12 protein-coding genes and 2 pseudogenes are annotated in these 14,241 nt (G+C 62.7%); 13 read left to right on the top strand and 1 reads right to left on the bottom strand.

The features are described 5' to 3' along the window. The first annotated feature begins 69 nt into the window (after window positions 1-69). From QRN11_RS12860 to pntB, 9 genes are all read left to right on the top strand, one after another. Entirely contained in the window at window positions 70-984 is a 915-nt protein-coding gene (locus QRN11_RS12860; protein WP_285251296.1) for an alpha/beta fold hydrolase, read from the top strand. Between the two features lie 9 nt (window positions 985-993). Next, the gene (locus QRN11_RS12855; protein ID WP_285251295.1) at window positions 994-1,941 is read left to right on the top strand and encodes a 3-carboxyethylcatechol 2,3-dioxygenase; all 948 of its coding nucleotides are present in this window, start codon (window positions 994-996) and stop codon (window positions 1,939-1,941) included. 49 nt (window positions 1,942-1,990) lie between these two features. Further along, a complete protein-coding gene (locus tag QRN11_RS12850) occupies window positions 1,991-2,821 on the top strand; it encodes a 2-keto-4-pentenoate hydratase (RefSeq protein WP_285251294.1) in 831 nt (276 codons plus the stop codon). Next, window positions 2,818-3,762 (top strand): acetaldehyde dehydrogenase (acetylating), encoded by a 945-nt coding sequence (locus QRN11_RS12845; RefSeq protein WP_285251293.1) that lies wholly within the window; start codon window positions 2,818-2,820, stop codon window positions 3,760-3,762. Before QRN11_RS12850 ends, QRN11_RS12845 begins: the two co-directional genes overlap by 4 nt. After that, window positions 3,759-4,808, top strand: a complete 1,050-nt coding sequence (dmpG, locus tag QRN11_RS12840) for a 4-hydroxy-2-oxovalerate aldolase (protein ID WP_285251292.1) — start codon at window positions 3,759-3,761, stop codon at window positions 4,806-4,808. The genes QRN11_RS12845 and dmpG overlap by 4 nt, the downstream gene beginning before the upstream one ends. A gap of 25 nt (window positions 4,809-4,833) precedes the next feature. Then, complete coding sequence (locus QRN11_RS12835; protein ID WP_285251291.1) at window positions 4,834-6,198, top strand: MFS transporter; 1,365 nt, start codon at window positions 4,834-4,836, stop codon at window positions 6,196-6,198. Window positions 6,199-6,350: 152 nt separating this feature from the next. Beyond that, a complete protein-coding gene (locus QRN11_RS12830; RefSeq protein ID WP_285251290.1) occupies window positions 6,351-6,641 on the top strand; it encodes a hypothetical protein in 291 nt (96 codons plus the stop codon). Between the two features lie 639 nt (window positions 6,642-7,280). Continuing rightward, window positions 7,281-8,834: a Re/Si-specific NAD(P)(+) transhydrogenase subunit alpha gene (locus QRN11_RS12825; protein ID WP_285251289.1), complete on the top strand. Its 1,554-nt coding sequence runs from the start codon at window positions 7,281-7,283 to the stop codon at window positions 8,832-8,834. Beyond that, window positions 8,831-10,306, top strand: coding sequence for a Re/Si-specific NAD(P)(+) transhydrogenase subunit beta (pntB, locus tag QRN11_RS12820; RefSeq protein WP_285251288.1), 1,476 nt, complete (start codon window positions 8,831-8,833; stop codon window positions 10,304-10,306). Before QRN11_RS12825 ends, pntB begins: the two co-directional genes overlap by 4 nt. A 343-nt stretch (window positions 10,307-10,649) precedes the next feature. Here pntB and QRN11_RS12815 read toward each other — a convergent pair. Then, a pseudogene (locus QRN11_RS12815) lies at window positions 10,650-11,083 on the bottom strand (DDE-type integrase/transposase/recombinase); the annotation flags it as partial. Window positions 11,084-11,265: 182 nt separating this feature from the next. Here QRN11_RS12815 and QRN11_RS12810 point away from each other — a divergent pair. The 4 genes and pseudogenes from QRN11_RS12810 to QRN11_RS12795 form a co-directional block, all read left to right on the top strand. After that, window positions 11,266-11,415, top strand: a pseudogene (locus QRN11_RS12810) (NAD-dependent succinate-semialdehyde dehydrogenase); the annotation flags it as partial. Between the two features lie 96 nt (window positions 11,416-11,511). Beyond that, on the top strand, window positions 11,512-12,285 hold the full coding sequence (locus QRN11_RS12805) for an IclR family transcriptional regulator (RefSeq protein WP_285251287.1): 774 nt from the start codon (window positions 11,512-11,514) through the stop codon (window positions 12,283-12,285). A gap of 206 nt (window positions 12,286-12,491) precedes the next feature. Then, on the top strand, window positions 12,492-13,604 hold the full coding sequence (locus tag QRN11_RS12800) for an alcohol dehydrogenase catalytic domain-containing protein (protein ID WP_285251286.1): 1,113 nt from the start codon (window positions 12,492-12,494) through the stop codon (window positions 13,602-13,604). Window positions 13,605-13,618: 14 nt separating this feature from the next. Beyond that, window positions 13,619-14,230, top strand: coding sequence for a cysteine hydrolase family protein (locus QRN11_RS12795; RefSeq protein ID WP_285251285.1), 612 nt, complete (start codon window positions 13,619-13,621; stop codon window positions 14,228-14,230). The last annotated feature ends 11 nt before the right edge of the window (window positions 14,231-14,241 follow it).

Genomic DNA, 14,241 nt, shown 5'->3' with positions numbered 1-14,241 from the left:
TGCGCTCGGCACTGGACACCGTCCTGGGCAACACCAAACAGAACACCCCCGAAACCGCAGGAGAAACCCGTGAATTCACGCCCGTACACTAGCGTCTGGTCCGACCTTGCACAGGTCGAATTCAGCCAGGGCTTCATCCAGTCCGGCCCCTACCGCACCCGATACCTGCACGCCGGCGACAGCAGCAAGCCCACACTGTTGATGCTCCACGGCATCACCGGCCATGCCGAAGCCTATGTGCGGAACCTGCAGGCCCACGCGGAGCACTTCAACGTTTATGCCATCGACTTCATCGGCCACGGATACAGCAGCAAGCCTGACCACCCGCTGGAGATCAAGCACTACATCGAGCAGGTCAACCACTTCCTGGACGCCATCGGGGCTGAGAAAGCCTACTTCTCAGGTGAATCCCTTGGCGGATGGGTGACCGCCCGTTTCGCCATCGATTTCCCTGAGCGGGTCGAACGTATCGTCCTGAACACCATGGGCGGCACCATGGCGAACCCGGTCGTGATGGAACGCCTGTACACGTTGTCGATGGAAGCGGCAAAGGATCCGTCCTGGGAGCGGGTAAAAACCCGGCTCGAGTGGCTCATGGCTGACCCTTCCATGGTGACGGACGACCTTATCCGTACCCGTCAGGCGATCTTCCAGCAGCCGGACTGGCTCAAGGCATGTGAAGCAAACATGGCCCTTCAGGATCCCGAAACGCGCCGCCGGAACATGCTCACCGACGATGACCTTCGTTCCATCCAGGCGCCCGCCCTCGTTGTATGGACCACCAAGGACCCCTCAGGGCCGGTCGATGAGGGCCGCCGCATCGCTAATCTCATCCCCAACGGCCGGCTGGCTGTTATCGAAAACGCCGGTCACTGGCCCCAGTACGAGCAGACCGAGATCTTCAACAAGATCCAGTTGGATTTCCTGCTCGGCCTCGACGAGGGCGCGGGCACGGAACTGACCTCTGCACAAGTTCAAGGCTAGGAGACTGCCATGACCGTTGCTCTGCTTGCCATGTCCCACAGTCCTCTCCTCGAACATGGAGATCCGGGGCCGGAAGTTAAGGCCGAAGTGGAGGCCGCGTTTGACGCTGCCCGCAGCTTTGTCCACGATTACGACCCCGACGTGGTCATCAATCTGGGCCCGGACCATTACAACGGCTTCTTTTATCAGTTGATGCCGGCGTTCTGTGTCGGTTATGACGCTGTCAGCATTGGTGACTACGGAAGCCAGGCGGGCCCACTGAACGTCCCGAAGGACATCGCACAAGGCCTGGCCGAGTTCGTGATCGGTCGAGGTATTGATATTGCCGTCTCCCTGAAGATGGAGGTCGATCACGGCGCCGTCCAGCCCATGGAGATCGTCTACGGCGACATCACCGCCAAGCCGTTCATCCCTGTGTTCATCAACTCTGTAGCGCCGCCCTTCACGCCCCTCCAGCGTGTCCGGCTGCTTGGAGAAGCCATTGGACAGTATTTGAAGACCCTTGACCAGAAAGTGCTGCTCATTGCTTCCGGTGGGCTTTCCCACGACCCGCCGGTGCCCAGGTTGGCCACCGCCACCGAAGCCCAGCGCCGGATGTTGATTGGAGCGGATGGTCAGCAGACGCCCGAGGCGCGGGCAGCCCGGCAGCAGAGGGTCTATGACACGGCGGACGCGTTCGCCCGTGGTGAAGCGAACATTAAGGACCTCGCGCCTGAGTGGGATCAGCAGCTGATGAAGATTCTCGCTTCCGGGGACCTTTCGCCCATCGATGCCTGGACACCAGAGGAGATGACCGAAATCGCGGGGAATTCTTCCCATGAGGTCCGTACCTGGATCGCAGCTTATGCAGCTTTGGGAGCTGTTGGTCCCTACACGGTGCAGTACAGCTATTACCGCCCCATCCGCGAGTACATTGCAGGGTTCGGTGTTACAACCGCCACCCTGGACCACAGCTAGCGCAGCGCCGGACCCCGGACGAAAAAGCTGCACGATTGAGAGTGACGTAATGACAAATCAAACCAGCGGCGCCAATGAGGGCGCAGCGGTATCGGTCAGTTCACCGAACCTGAGGACCGTGGCCAACACCCTGTTAGGGGCATTGAACACCGCACGCCCCTGTGAGCCCGTCCGGGATGTGCTCGGCGGAGATCTTGACGCCGCGTATGAAGTTCAGGAGCTCCTGATTCAGAGCCGGGTCAGTACTCGTAACCGGCGGGTTGGCCGGAAGGTCGGGCTGACTGCGCCTGCGGTGCAGCGTCAGCTGGGCGTGGACCAGCCCGACTTTGGCGTGCTGCTCTCGGAGATGCAGCGTGGCGAAGACGAGGAAATCCCGTACTCGCAGCTGATCGCGCCCCGTATCGAGGCGGAGATTGCCTTCGTGATGGGGCGTGACGTCGAAGACACCGAGCGTGGTGCAGTTCTTTCCGCTGTGGATTTCGTCGTTCCGTCACTGGAAATCGTGGACAGCCGCATCGCGAACTGGGATATCGGGATCGTGGACACGGTCGCAGATAACGCATCCAGCGCCTACTTCGTCCTGGGCAGCGGCAAAGCAACACTGAACGATTACGTACCTGCAGCGGCGGAAATGGTCATGACCATCAACGGCCAACAGGTATCCCAGGGAACCGGTGCCGACTGCCTCGGCGATCCCATCAACGCCCTGCTGTGGGTCGCGGAAACCGCCGCGGCACTGGGCCGTCCCCTCCGCGCCGGTGAGGTGGTACTTTCCGGCGCACTCGGCCCCATGGCCCCCCTCAAAGCCGGCGACGTCGTCGAAGCCCGCATCAGCGGGCTGGGCACTGTCACCGCTACAGCATCTAAGGAGCTCTCATGAGCGCAAAAGCAGCCATCATCGGCTCAGGAAACATCGGCACCGACCTCATGTTCAAAATCATGAGGCTCAGCGACAAGCTCGACATGGGCGTCATGGTCGGCATCGACCCCGCATCCGACGGCCTCGCCAGGGCCGCCCGGCTCGGCATTGCCACCACGGCCGAGGGCGTCGAAGGCCTCATCGCCATGCCGGAATTCCAAGACATCGAAGTCGTCTTCGACGCAACGTCCGCCGGAGCCCACCGCCATAACGCAGCGGCCCTGGCCCCCTACGGAAAAAAACTCGTCGACCTTACCCCTGCCGCCATCGGCCCCTACGTCGTGCCGTCGGTGAATCTTGAGCAGCACCGGGACGCCGGGAACGTCAACATGGTCACCTGCGGCGGGCAGGCAACCATCCCCGTCATCGCGGCCATTGCCAGTGCCGCACCTGTGCACTACGGCGAAATCGTCGCTTCCATCTCATCGAAATCCGCCGGACCGGGAACCCGGGCCAACATCGATGAATTCACCGAAACGACGTCCGATGCGATCGTTCAGGTCGGCGGGGCCGCCAGTGGCAAGGCCATCATCGTCCTGAACCCGGCCGAACCGCCGATGATCATGCGCGACACGGTCCTATGCCTGGTCGACCGGCTCACCGAGGCCGAACAGGACAAGGTGGCCGCCGCTGTGCAGGAACGGGTCAACGAGGTCGCCGGCTATGTCCCCGGCTACCGGCTCAAGCAGGCCGTGCAGTTCCAGGACGAAGGCGCCGAAGTCAGCGGGCTCATCCCGGACGGCCACGGAAACGGAGAATACACCCGGGTCAGCGTCTTCCTCGAAGTCGAAGGCGCCGCGCACTACCTCCCGGAGTACGCCGGGAACCTGGACATCATGACCTCTGCCGCGCTCCGCGTCGCCGAGCAGCTGGTCTCCACAAAACAGGAAGTATCATCATGAGCCAGACACCCACCCGCGTCTTCATCCAGGACGTCACCCTGCGCGACGGCATGCACGCCGTGCGCCACCGCCTCAGCACCGACAATGTCGCCAAGATCGCCGGCGCCCTGGACGCCGCCGGCGTGGACGCCATCGAGGTCGCCCACGGTGACGGCCTCGCCGGCAGCAGCCTCACCTACGGCGCTGGAAGCAACACCGACTGGGAATGGATCGAAGCCGCCGCCTCCGTCGTCAAAAACGCCCGTCTCACAACGCTGCTGCTGCCCGGGATCGGCACCCTGCACGAACTCCGCCAAGCCTATGACCTGGGAGTCCGGTCCGTACGCGTCGCCACCCACTGCACCGAAGCGGACGTCTCAGCCCAGCACATCGCCTACGCCCGCGAACTGGGCATGGATGTCTCCGGGTTCCTCATGATGTCGCACATGTCCGAACCCGAAAAACTCGCCCAACAGGCAAAGCTCATGGAATCCTACGGTGCCCACTGCGTCTACGTCACCGACTCCGGCGGCGGCCTGACCATGGAAGGTGTCCGGCAGCGCGTCCGCGCCTACCGCGACATCCTGAACCCCGAAACCGAAATCGGCATCCACGCCCACCAAAACCTGTCCCTCGCGGTCGCCAACTCCGTCGTCGCCGTCGAAGAAGGCGCCTACCGTATTGACGCCTCCCTCGCCGGCCACGGCGCAGGAGCCGGCAACACCCCCGTGGAACCGTTCGTCGCCGTCGCCACCCTGCACGGCTGGGAACACGGCGCGGACCTCTTCGCCCTTCAGGACGCCGCAGAAGACCTCGTCCGGCCACTGCACGACCGTCCCGTCCAGGTCGACCGCGAAACCCTCACCCTCGGCTACGCCGGCGTCTACTCCAGCTTCCTCCGCCACGCAGAACGCGCCTCCGCCCGCTACGGCCTGGACACCCGCGACATCCTCGTCGAAGTCGGCAAACGCCAACTCGTCGGCGGCCAGGAAGACATGATCACCGACGTCGCCCTCGACCTACAGCACGCCGCTGCGAAGCACCAACAACCCCTTCCCGTCCGCTAGCTCCACCTCCTCCAAGGAATCAGACATGTCAACGAAGACAGCCCCGAACGCAGAGGGCCGCACCGGCCCCATGAAGGTTGCGATGGCAAGCTTCATCGGCACCACCGTCGAGTACTACGACTTCTTCATTTATGGGACAGCAGCAGCGCTGGTCTTCCCCAAGCTGTTCTTCCCTGAAGCCGGCCCGCTGATGGGCACGCTGCTGTCCTTTGCCACCTTCGGCGTGGGGTTCCTCGCCCGTCCCCTTGGAGGTATCGTCTTCGGCCACTTCGGTGACCGGGTCGGGCGGAAGAAGATGCTCATCATCTCCCTGGTGGGCATGGGCGCCGCAACGTTCCTGATGGGCCTGTTGCCCGGTTATGCACAGATTGGCATCGTCGCACCCATTCTGCTGACCGTCCTGCGCCTCTTCCAGGGGTTCTGTGTCGGTGGTGAATGGGGAGGCGCGACACTCATGGCCGTAGAACACGCTCCCAAGGGCAAGAAGGGTTTCTATGGAGCGTTCCCCCAGATGGGCGCCCCGGCAGGCGTAGCCCTCGCCACTGTCTCCTTCCTCGGCGCCACCCAGCTGCCCGGCGACCAGTTCCTCGCCTGGGGCTGGCGGCTGCCGTTCCTGGTCAGCGCAGTCCTGGTCGTTGTCGGCCTGGTCATCCGCCTCACCATCGCTGAAAGCCCCGCCTTCGCCGCGGCCCGCGAGAAGAAGGAGCTGGTGAAGCTCCCCATCAAGGAAGCCTTCCGTCGGCACCCCAAGGAAATTTTCCTCGTCGCCGGCACCTACCTCAGCCAGGGCGTTTTTGCATACATCACCATGGCCTACCTGGTCAGCTACGGCACCGCCGTCGCCGGGATTGACCGCACCACCGTCCTGATGGGCGTCTTCGTCGCAGGCATCGTCGCCGTCGTCCTCTACCCGATCTTCGGATCACTCTCGGACAGGTACGGCCGCAAGACCATGTACCTCGCTGGTGCCGTAGCCATGGGTGTCTCCATCGGCCCCGCCTTCATGCTCATCAACACTGGTGTGGCAGCCAACTTCGTCCTGGCGGTGGTAATGGTCTTCGGCATCGCCATGGCACCGGCAGCGGGCGTGACCGGCTCCCTCTTCTCCATGGTCTTCTCCCGGGAAGTCCGCTACACCGGCGCCTCAGTTGGCTACACAATTTCGCAGATCGCCGGCTCCGCGTTCGCCCCGACGATTGCCACAGCACTGTTCGCTGCGACCAAATCCAGCGACTCCATCGTCATCTACCTGCTCGTCGTCTCTGCCATTTCCATCATCTCTGTTGCACTCCTGCCCGGTGGCTGGGGGCGCAAGGAAGCAGCCCGCCAAAACGGGGAAGAACTGGCTGAAACTCAACGAAGCGCAGCAAACACCCCTGCCGAAGCCTAACCAGACCTTTTGAACAGCAGGGGCTGCCGGCACATTCCGGCCGCCCCTGCTGCCACAAGGCTCAGGCGGCCTCCTCCAGGGTGACGAAGTTCCCCTATTCCGGTTTCATCACAGGTCACCCTGTCCCCGGTCACGCCTGAAAGGTCACGCGAATGACACGCGCAGATTTCCCCGACCGCGTTTTTGGACCAGATGAAATTCCGACTCTTGCGTGGCAGGAGACAACACCTGCGAAGCGGACAAGTTTTGTCCAGGACTGGCATCTGCTGGTCGGCGCGGTGGTGGAGGTCCGACGGGAGGGACGGGTCCTCCGAACAGGGCTCGTCGACGACGTCACCGCATCCGGAGACATCATCTGGCTAGCGGCAGATGGGTTCGACAGCAGAACCATGATTGACAAACGAGAGGGCTATAAACTTGCGATCGTCCAAGCACTGCAATAATCCTCCGCGGACAGCGGTGGCAAAAACCCTCGCTGTCCTCCCATTCTGCACAACGGCTTCGGAGCAAAGTGGCACCTGCGGCTTCCGCCAGGCCGCCCTAAGAGGTAGTGCTGCAGACAGCCATAGTCATGATCCAGCACGTGCTCCGATCGAGAGTGCGGTCGACTATGGCCAATCAGCCGACGCAGTACCGGAAAGAGGTTTTCCATCCGGACAAATCACCGCCGCCGCCTGGGAAGGCTGGTGGCAGGCGGAGCCCGGGGGAGCTGCCTAACGGACGCCGAAACGAGCGTCACCTGACGGGCTTGCGTTCATCATCGGCCTCTAAACCATGCCCCCCGTGGTCACTCAATCGTTCCGGACTTGCACAAGTCACCCACGACGCGCAGCTGCGGCAGCGGTTGAAACCGTCGTTCCAGTCTGCCTTTGCAATCCAGGTGTCAGGATGCTGGACGTATGACGGCTCTTGTATCCGAGAGGCTCCACGGTCCGGCTTCGGCCCAATGGCATTCCCACAACACCCGGGGGAGGGTCAGTGACACGTCAAGCCTTTCTGACGATCCCTGAAAGAGAAATAAATCGATACCGCGCCTGGGCAGTAATTTCTGCTTGCCTCGGCTGGATGAAAGAGAGTTATACGTGGCACGTATTGGCGTTGTGGCCGAGTTGGGTCACGAGAGGCGGGTGGCGGCGACGCCCACCACCGTCAAGCAGTTGTTGGGGTTGGGCTACGAAGTTGTGGTCGAAAAGGGTGCGGGCGAGTCCGCCTCCTTCAGAGACGACATGTACGCCGAAGCCGGTGCACTGATCGTCGGCGCCGATGAGGCGTGGGGCAGTGAGGTGGTGCTTCGGATCAACCCGCCTACTGAGGAGGAGATCGGCCGGCTGGCCGAAGGTGCGACGCTGATCGGGATGCTGGCCCCTGGTCTGCGGCCGGAGCTGGTGGAGGCGTTGGCGGCACGCCCCATTACAGCTTTGGCTTTGGATGCGGTGCCGCGGATCTCGCGGGCGCAGTCGATGGATGTGCTCAGTTCGATGGCGAACATTGCAGGATACCGTGCCGTGATCGAGGCGGCCCACGAGTTCGGCCGCTTCTTCACCGGCCAGGTGACCGCTGCGGGCAAGGTCCCGCCTGCCAAGGTCCTGGTCGCCGGCGCCGGCGTCGCCGGTCTGGCGGCGATCGGGGCCGCGTCCAGCCTGGGCGCAATTGTCCGGGCGACAGACCCGCGCCCTGAGGTAGCCGACCAGGTGAAGTCCATTGGCGGTACCTACCTCAAGGTTGAGGTGGAGGAGGAGATGAAGTCCTCCGACGGGTACGCGAAGGCCACCTCTGAGGCGTATAACGCCCGGGCTGCTGAGATTTATTCGGAGCAGGCAGCCGATGTGGACATCATCATCACCACCGCCCTGATCCCTGGACGTCCCGCGCCGAAACTGCTCACCGCCGAAGACGTGGCCGGCATGAAGTCCGGCAGCGTGATCGTGGACATGGCCGCCGGCCAGGGCGGGAACGTCGAAGGCTCCGTCGCCGGAGAACGGATAGTTACGGATAACGGTGTGGTGATCCTGGGGTACACGGATCTTCCGGCCCGGCTCCCGGCCCAGGCCTCCCAGCTGTACGGGACAAACTTGGTAAACCTGCTCAAGCTCCTGACCCCGGACAAAGACGGTCAGCTGCGGATCGATTTCGAGGACGTGGTGCAGCGCTCCGTGACGGTCGTCCGGGAAGGGGAGAAGACCTGGCCCCCGCCACCGGTCCAGGTCTCAGCCGCACCCGCAGCCACGACCCAGGGCCCGGCCGCCGAAAGCACCGCCGCGAAGAAGAAGGAAGGCCTCAGCCCGGCCGGCAAGGCCGGGCTCTTCGCCGCGGGGATCGCGGTGCTGTTCGGGATTAACGCGGTCGCCCCGGCGCCGCTGCCGCAGCACTTCACGGTGCTGATGCTCTCCATCGTGGTCGGCTTCTACGTCATCGGGAAGGTCCATCACGCCCTGCACACCCCGCTGATGTCCGTCACGAACGCGATCTCGGGGATCATCGTCGTCGGGGCTCTGCTGCAGGTCACCTCCGAGAACATCGTGATGCAGGTCCTCGCCGCCGTCGCGGTCCTGCTGGCCAGCATTAACATTTTCGGCGGCTTCGCCGTCACCCGGCGCATGCTCGCCATGTTCTCGGCCGGGAAGGCACGTTCATGAGCGCGGCCACTGAAGCAGCAGGAATTCTATCGAGGAGCCTTACCGTGTCTGACACCGTCTCCGGTCCGTTGACCGCCGACTCCATCGCGGGGGCGGCCTACGTCGTCGCTGCCCTGCTGTTTATCCTGTCCCTCGCCGGGCTGAGCAAACACGAGAAAGCCCGCGCCGGGGTCATCTACGGCATCACCGGGATGATCATCGCCCTGGCCGCGACGATCTGGCTGACCCTGCAGGACGCCTGGGGCACCGGTCACGCCCTCACCGGGCTGGGCCTGCTCGTCGCCGCGGTGATCGTCGGCGGCGCCATCGGGCTCTGGCGCGCCCGCGTGGTCGAAATGACCGGCATGCCCGAACTGATCGCCCTGCTGCACAGCTTCGTGGGCCTCGCCGCCGTCCTGGTCGGCTGGAACGGGCACCTCGAAGCCCCGGACCTGTCCCCGGACCTGACAGCGATCCACCACGCCGAGGTATTCATCGGCGTCTTCATCGGCGCAGTGACCTTCACCGGCTCGATCGTGGCGTTCCTGAAACTCTCCGCCCGGATGAAATCCTCACCCCTGATGCTGCCGGGCAAAAACGGGATCAACCTCGGCGCCCTCGCCGCCTTCATCGCCCTGACCGTCTGGTACGTCAACGACTCCCAACTCTGGCTCCTCATCGTCGTCACCGTCCTCGCCCTCGGGCTCGGCTGGCACCTCGTGGCCTCCATCGGCGGCGGCGACATGCCCGTGGTCGTGTCGATGCTCAACAGCTACTCCGGCTGGGCCGCCGCCGCGGCAGGCTTCCTGCTGAACAATGACCTGCTCATCATCACCGGTGCCCTGGTCGGCTCCTCGGGTGCGTACCTGTCCTACATCATGTGCAAGGCCATGAACCGGTCCTTTATCTCCGTGATCGCCGGCGGGTTCGGCATCGCCGCCCCCGCCAGCAAGGGCGACGAGGACCAGGGCGAGCACCGCGAGATCACCGCCGAGGCAACGGCTGAGATGCTGACGAACGCCTCGTCCGTCGTCATCACTCCCGGCTACGGCATGGCCGTAGCCCAAGCCCAGTACCCCGTGGCCGAACTCGCCCACCAGCTCCGCGAGAAGGGCGTGAACGTCAGGTTCGGCATCCACCCCGTCGCCGGACGCCTGCCCGGACACATGAACGTCCTCCTCGCCGAAGCCAAAGTCCCGTACGACATCGTCATGGAAATGGACGAGATCAACGACGACCTCGGCGACACCTCAGTAGTCCTGGTCATTGGAGCCAACGACACCGTCAACCCCGCCGCCGCCGAAGACCCCGGCAGCCCCATCGCCGGCATGCCCGTCCTCAAAGTCTGGGAAGCCGAGAACGTCATTGTGTTCAAACGCTCCATGGCCGCCGGCTACGCCGGCGTCCAGAACCCGCTGTTCTTCCGCGAGAACTCCCAGATGCTCTTCGGTGACGCCAAACAACGCGTCGAAGACATCCTCCGCGCGTTCTAACCGATGGCGCCCGCGTAGCCTTTCTGCTGGTCGATATAACAACACCCGGGCGGCGCTAGTCGGGGTTACACAACCAAATCCGTGTACCGAGGAAGACGACAGAAGTGAAAAGAGACGAGACCATGCCCAATCGCCGGGTTCCTCCCAAGTACCCTCTGCTGAAGACTTTCCGACGCTATGTGCCGGATCGGACTCCCTGCGCGGAAGAACCACCGGTACCCCGTCAGGCCCTGAACATCGACGAACTGACTGCATCCCCCTGGATTGGTCTTCACTACAGGCACGAATTCTTACTCCACTACAGGCACGAGCTGTTGGAGGGGACTGCCCCGGCTTTTGTTGACTAAGGGTCTAAGGCCGCTTTGAGCGCGGTCCGGTTGATTGTTTCATATTCGATTGGCGTGAGTTTTCCCAGCCGTCTTTGCCTTCGCCGGCGGTGGTAGGTTCTTTCGATCCAGGTTGTGATGGCCAGTCGGAGGTCATGTCTGGTGATCCACCGCTGACGGTCCAGGACGTTCTTCTGCAGCAGCGAAAAGAACGATTCCATCGCGGCGTTGCCCGCGCACGCACCGGCCCTGCCCATCGAGCCGATGAGCCCGTGGTGACGGAGTAATTCGACGAATCGGCGTGACGGAACTGGGACCCGCGATCCGAGTGGACCACGGTTGCTGCCAGGCGGCGTGCCGTCACCGCATTCTCCAGTGCGGTGACGGCCAGTGAGGACTTCATCCGGGAGTCCATCGAGTACCCGACGATCCTTCCGGAGTAGATGTGGCGGTTTCAAGGAGGCAGCGCAACACCTTTCATCGGAGGGCGTCGTGACGGTGTCGTGGAAAGATCGGAGCATCGCGTATTCGATGCTCCTGCAGGGTGCTTCTGCGCAGGAAACGGCGAGACGGTTCCGCGTCAACACGGGAGCGGTCGTCCAATGGGCCAGACTTGCGGGCATGGTGATCCGAATGGGAGCCCGAGGCGGCGTCATCTCGAACGTCACAGCACCCTTCGGCGGCATCAAGCAGTACGGCCTCGGGCGCGAAGGCGCCCTCGAAGGCATGGAGGAATACCTCTACACCCAGTACATCGGCATCGCCGACCCCTACGTCGGATAAAAGAAGCCTGCGCAGTGGCCCATTTCCCTTGCAGCCACTGCGCAGGCTGCCTGTAAAGACCTTGCTTGTGATGTCCCTTTCTTCCATACTGGAGCCATGCGTACCGCTGAATGGAACACTTCGTCGTCTGTGCTAGAGCGTGCCGCCCAAGTTCTTGGTGCCTTTAGAAGCGAGGACCGCTCCTTGGGGGTTTCCGAAATAGCCCGTAGAACGGGGCTGGCGAAGTCCACGGTTGCCCGTCTGACATCCGAGCTGTTGCGGCTGCAGTTTCTGGAGCGGCAGGGCTCCTCATACCGGCTTGGCATCACCTTGTTCGAATTGGGTCAGATGGTCGTGACACCCAAGGAGCTCCGCCGGCGCGCCATGGGGATTATGGTCGACCTGCGCAATGCCACGGGACAGACCGTTCACCTTGCCGTCCTCGACGGGACTGAGGTGGTTTACATAGAAATCTTGCGGGGAAGGGGGGCACCTCCGCTGCCCTCCCGCGTTGGCGGCCGTATGCCAGCTCACGCGACGGCCGTTGGCAAGGCGATGCTTGCCTTTTCGCCCCCGGCTGTTGCGGACGAAATTCTTGCTGCGGGTCTGCAAAAAGTTGCCCCGGGAACCATCACGGATGAAGATGCGCTGCAAAAAGAACTCGTCGAAGTAGCGGCCATCGGCCTTGCCTATGAGAATAACGAATCAGCGCCTGGCAGCTCGTGCGTGGCCAGTCCTGTCTTGGACTCCGGCGGAGCGCTGGTCGCATCTCTTTCGGTGTCCGGATTTGTTGGCCTTCTGGACGTCGACCGGGTTGGGCCCGCTGTCCGAACGGCAGCATTGGCCCTTGGCCGCCAGCTTCCCCGAAACAGTGCGCTAATCGAAGACTGAAAAGGGTGATGGCAGGTCTCAAATTTTCTGTGCTTCGGCTCGTGAATGGTGGCAGTGTTCCGAAAAGAACCAAGCAAGCAGGAAAATCATCCCCTACTGCGTACCGGTGATTGGAACGCTCGCTAGCGGCTTCTGATTTTTTTCCTCACTATGGGACGAGCGTCACACTGCCGTGACCATCACCTCTAGGAATGAAGAGAAGCACCATGAGCACAATGCGAGCAGCGCGGCTGCACCAGGTAGGCGGCAAGTTTGAAGTGGATGAAGTACCTATTCCGGTTCCAGATGACTACGACGTCATCATCAAGGTTGAGTCGGCGAATCTGGTTCAGAATCTGCGCAATGTCATCACTACCTACCCGTCTCTCAAATCGTTCCTTCCGTTGCCCGAGCTGCCCGCTATCTTCGGCATGGACACAGCAGGCACTATCAGCCAGGTCGGGGCACGTGTCCGGAACCTGAAAGTGGGCGACCGTGTCTACCTCAACCCCGGCCGGCATTCGGTGGACTCGTGGGCCTCCCGTACAGGTGATCCCCTGAGCGACACTGCATACACTTTCCAGGGGTATTTCGGCTTCGGCCCCGAGTCCAGGGAGATCCATAAGGATTACCCCCACGGCGGGATGTGCCAGTACGTCAAAGGGCCAGCGTCGGGAATTATCCGGATACCGGACAACGTTCCGCTGGACCATGCGTCCCGCTTCGGATACCTGGGCACCGCATATTCGGGTTTGCGCAAGGGGGACGTCCGGGCTGGCACCAATCTCCTCATCCAGGGTGTTACCGGCACGCTGGGCCTGAGCGCTGTGCTGCTGGCCCTGGCGATGGGGGCGACGCAGATTTTCGGTGTCGCTCGCAACAGGGCCCTGCTGGAACGAATCCGCCAGATCGCTCCGGATCGCATCAAGGTGATGGCCTACGGCGACGGGGATGTTGGCGACTGGGTCCGGCAGAATACCGACGGGCTTGGCGCAGACGTCTACCTTGATGCGCTCGGCGATAAAGCTACGGCGGATGTGAGTATGGCGGGGATCTGGGCGCTGCGCCGGGGCGGCAGGATGGTGAGCATAGGAGCGATGCCGGAGGACCTGCCTATTCCGATGTACAGGCTGATGACGCTGCAGATCAGCCTGCTGACTTCGCTGTGGTTCAGCGTGGCGGAAGGAGAGGAAATGGCGCGGATGGCCGCCGCAGGAACCCTTGACCTCAGCCATTTCGAGGCCTGGCACTATAGCCTCGAGGAGGCCAATCAAGCCATCGACGCTGCCACCGATCGCGCCGGCGGCTTCACCTCCATCATCCTCAAGCCCAACGACTAGACGGGGAGGTTTCCGTGGTCACCCTAAACCCTGCAACGACTGCCCTTTTGGCTGTCCACCTTCAACACGACATCGTGTCACCAGGAACTGCCTTTGGCCAGATGTTCCACCCCGAAGTCCAGTCCCGTGACGTGCTCACCCAATGCCGGAAAGCCATGCAATCTTTGCGGGATGCCGGAGGTCTGGTTGTACCGCTTCGGATAGCCTTCATGGACAACTACTCGGACTTGAACCGCGCGCTCCCGCTGCTACAGATGGTCGCCCAGGCCGGTTGCCTCAAGGAGGCAAGCGAAGGCAGCGCCATTGTCGCGGAGGTGGACGTCCACGATTCCGATGAAGTGGTCATCCACCAATTGCCGGGTCCATTCAGCGGCTCAAAACTGCAGGAAATCCTTGCATCCCGCGGCGTGGAGAATGTAGTCATCTGTGGCGTGGCGACCAATGCATCCGTGGAAGCCGCTGTCCGTCAGGCTGCGGATTTGGGATACGGCACCTACGTCCTCTCCGATGCCACCTCGGCGGCGGACAATGACTCCCATCAGGCGTCCCTTGCGTCGATGGGATTGTTTGCCCAGGTCATTACCCTTGAGGAGTTCACTGCCGCGCTGCCCAGCCACGTGGCCTAAACGGGCCCCTC

The organism is Pseudarthrobacter sp. fls2-241-R2A-168, from assembly GCF_030209335.1.
GTDB lineage: Bacteria > Actinomycetota > Actinomycetes > Actinomycetales > Micrococcaceae > Arthrobacter.
Note: the sequence above shows the minus strand (reverse complement) of the source record. Positions and strands in the feature narration are given on the sequence as shown.